Source organism: Streptomyces sp. URMC 126 (genome assembly GCF_051386555.1).
In the GTDB taxonomy this organism is placed as follows: domain Bacteria; phylum Actinomycetota; class Actinomycetes; order Streptomycetales; family Streptomycetaceae; genus Streptomyces.
The window spans coordinates 1-2,827 of record NZ_JBPQTX010000528.1 but is presented as its reverse complement, the minus strand read 5'-3'; the positions used below and the strand labels follow the sequence as shown (position 1 = coordinate 2,827).

At 74.6% G+C, this 2,827-nt stretch carries 3 protein-coding genes; 1 reads left to right on the top strand and 2 read right to left on the bottom strand.

The genetic code is table 11. From position 1 onward, the window contains the following. The first annotated feature begins 299 nt into the window (after positions 1 to 299). Complete coding sequence (locus ACSNOK_RS32320; protein ID WP_436784351.1) at positions 300 to 734, top strand: DUF6010 family protein; 435 nt, start codon at positions 300 to 302, stop codon at positions 732 to 734. 313 nt (positions 735 to 1,047) lie between these two features. Here ACSNOK_RS32320 and ACSNOK_RS32315 read toward each other — a convergent pair whose 3' ends face one another. Both ACSNOK_RS32315 and ACSNOK_RS32310 read right to left on the bottom strand, forming a co-directional pair. Continuing rightward, positions 1,048 to 1,605: a YciI family protein gene (locus ACSNOK_RS32315; RefSeq protein ID WP_436784350.1), complete on the bottom strand. Its 558-nt coding sequence runs from the start codon at positions 1,603 to 1,605 to the stop codon at positions 1,048 to 1,050. A gap of 76 nt (positions 1,606 to 1,681) precedes the next feature. Continuing rightward, positions 1,682 to 2,569, bottom strand: a complete 888-nt coding sequence (locus tag ACSNOK_RS32310; RefSeq protein WP_436784349.1) for a DUF2797 domain-containing protein — start codon at positions 2,567 to 2,569, stop codon at positions 1,682 to 1,684. Positions 2,570 to 2,827 lie beyond the last annotated feature (258 nt).

Here is a 2,827-nt window from a genome sequence, read left to right as displayed (position 1 = left end):
AGACAGGAGTGGGACGTTGCCGGGCGGGGCGGGGCCTTGCGGGCGTGGCGGGGCGTTGCAAGCGGTGCAGGCGGTGCAGGCGTCGCGGGCGTTGCGGTCGTTGCGGTCGTTGCGGGGCATGGCGGCGGTAATCCGTCGGAACGTGTCGGCAATGCCCCTGTGGCCCGTAAACCGGCCTTCCTACCGTGTGTTCCGTACGGCGCGGTGACGCCGTGATCCGTACGGCGGGGCGAAGCCCGGTCCGCCGCGACCGCCGGGCCGCGCCGCGCCCCCCTCGCACCCTTCACGGAAGGCACCCCATGCACTATCTGCACTACCTGCAGTACGTCGCGCCGATCGGCATCGGTCTCCTCTACGCGCTGGTGATGTCCCTCGTCGGCGAGGCCCACCGGCTGCGCCTCAACGCCGTCATGGTCGCGGGGGCGGGCGCCGCCTACCTCAGCGGCGGCGGACTGGGCGGCTGGGAGTTCGCGTTCGCCACGCTGGCCACGTACGTCGCGTACCGCGCCCTGGACTCCTGGACGTTCGTGGGCGTCGGCTGGCTGCTGCACACGGCGTGGGACGTCGTGCACCACCTCAAGGGCAACCCCATCGTGCCGTTCGCGCACGGTTCGTCGCTCGGGTGCGCGATCTGTGACCCGGTCATCGCCCTGTGGTGTCTGCGCGGCGGCCCTTCGATGCGGGAATTCCTGCGCGGAGGACGGAGGTTGGCGCCCGGCGAACCGGCCGCTTGACGCGGCGTCCGCACGTCGCGGACCCGGTGGGCGACGACCCGTCCGCAGCCCGAGGCTTGGAGCGCGCGCCGGCTGCACGGGGGCGGTACGCCATGGAGCGGAGCGGCTCCGAACGACTCGAAGCGGCTCGAAGCAGCTCGAAGCGGCCGGAAACCACCACGCCCGCCCGCCCACATCCGCGACAAGGAGCCACTGGCAGCGAGGAAAAGAGGTCACTGGCACCCAGGGCGAGGAGGCCGCCGCCCCCGCGGCAACGCGGCCGCCCGCGTCCGGTCCGCCGACGGCACGGCACCGCACCACCCGGCGGGGGGCGTCACCGGTCGTCGGGCCGCCCGCCGAACTCCCAGTCGTGCACTTCGATATCGGCGTACCGGCCCGGGGTCAGGACGGCGCGTGCCGCCTCCGGGTCCGGCGCCCGGAGCAGCGCCGCCGTTCCCAGCCAGGCGGCGCCGTCGTCGGACAGCAGCGGACCGTAGGCGATCAGCTCGTCCCGGCACGGCGGCACGGCGAGGTCGGCGGCCTCCCCCTCGCCGAGGCCGAGGACCAGAAACCGGTTGCCGCCGCTCCGGCCGCCGGGGAAGTCCCACATGGTGCGGCCCAGGGTGTTGCGCCACCGGCGCAGCAGCACGTCGCGGTGGACACCGGCCTGCTGGTTCGGCTCGTCGAAGGCGAAGGCGCGGGCGGCGGACGGGCCGGGCAGGTCGACGATGTGCAGGCTGCCGGTGCAGGTCTCCCCGTCGTCGGCGAACGTGGGACCGCGGGCGATCATCTCCCGCGCGTACCGGTCCATGTAGGCCCGGTGCTTCGCGAGCAGTTCGTCGCGGAGCGGCCGGGAGCCGGGGCGATCGCGGTGGTAACAGAGGAACTCCATAGTCGATCATCTCGGCCGGAAGACGGCTGGGTCGAGCACGTTTGCGCAACGGGTCGGACGCCGGGCCGCCCGAGCGTCAGAACAGCCCCTCCGGACCGTCCTGTTCCGGGGCCCGGACCGTTGCCGTGGTCCGGGCCCCGGCCGGTGCGGCCGACGGCTCCCAGCCCGCCAGCCGCCGCGCGTCCACGAGCAACTGACGGCCGTCCGTCGTCTCCAGGTAGACATCGGGGCCCGCCACGGCGAGGACGTGTCCGACGACCGCGCACCCGGGTGAGAGGTCGACGACGCCGTGGCGGGGGCCGAGGCGGTCCAGGTGGAACACGTCGTCGTGGTGGACGGGCAGGCAGGGCAGCGCCTCCAGCGACTCCGGCAGTCCGGGGAGCGCGCGGGCGCGCTCGTGGAGCGCGGCGAGTTCGGCGGCCCGTGCGTCCGCCGGGGCGGGCGGGTGGCGCGCGGCGCGCTTGGCGGCGTACGGGAAGCGGTCCGGAACGCCCAGCGCGGCGCCGAGTACGGCCTCCGTCCGGCGGGCGGCCATCAGTGGGCCGCGGCCGAGCAGGACGTAGGAGAGGGCGGCCTGTTCGAGCAGCCGGACGCCCTGACGCTCGGTGGCCGTGATGCCGGCCTTGATCAGTCCGGGGGCGAACCAGGCGAGGTAGACGTCGTACGGCCGCGGGTCGTCGGCCGCCGTGTCGGCCGCGACCGAGTGGGAGCGGTCCAGCCGGGCGCACTCCGCGCACTGGGCGGACACGGCAGCGGCGGTCACCTCGGCGCCGACCGGGCAGGGCGTGTACCGCCCGGCGCGCCGGACGCCGACGCAGTGCCTCCGGGCGCCGGTGACGAAGCCGAGCGGGCGGCCTGGGGGCAGCGGCGAGAGACGTTCGCCGTGCGCGGGGTGGAGCCACCGCAGGGCAGGTCCGGCCGTGCTCCAGCGCGGGCCGGCGCAGAGCCAGCCGGAGGGTGCCATGGTCGCCGTCTTCCTCTGGGGGTGCGTGGGGTGCGTACGTGCGTGGGGCGTGTGCGGTGAGCACGAGACGGGGGGTGGGGGTGGGCGGATGCGATGGTTTGGATCGGTGGGATCGGTGGGATCGGGTGTCGGACAGGCTATGCGGCTTGACCGGCATGTGACGCCGCCCGCGCGGAGCTCGGTTCCAGGGGCCTCGGGCCGAGCACCCCCTCGAAAAGCACCCCGTCGGAAAGCACCCCATCCCGACCGCACCTACCC

Excerpts from the sequence above, each read along its gene's own strand:
- ACSNOK_RS32320 (WP_436784351.1), top strand. The coding sequence starts at position 300 with ATGCACTATCTGCACTACCTGCAGTACGTCGCGCCGATCGGCATCGGT.
- ACSNOK_RS32310 (WP_436784349.1), bottom strand. The coding sequence starts at position 2,569 with ATGGCACCCTCCGGCTGGCTCTGCGCCGGCCCGCGCTGGAGCACGGCC.
- ACSNOK_RS32315 (WP_436784350.1), bottom strand. The coding sequence starts at position 1,605 with ATGGAGTTCCTCTGTTACCACCGCGATCGCCCCGGCTCCCGGCCGCTC.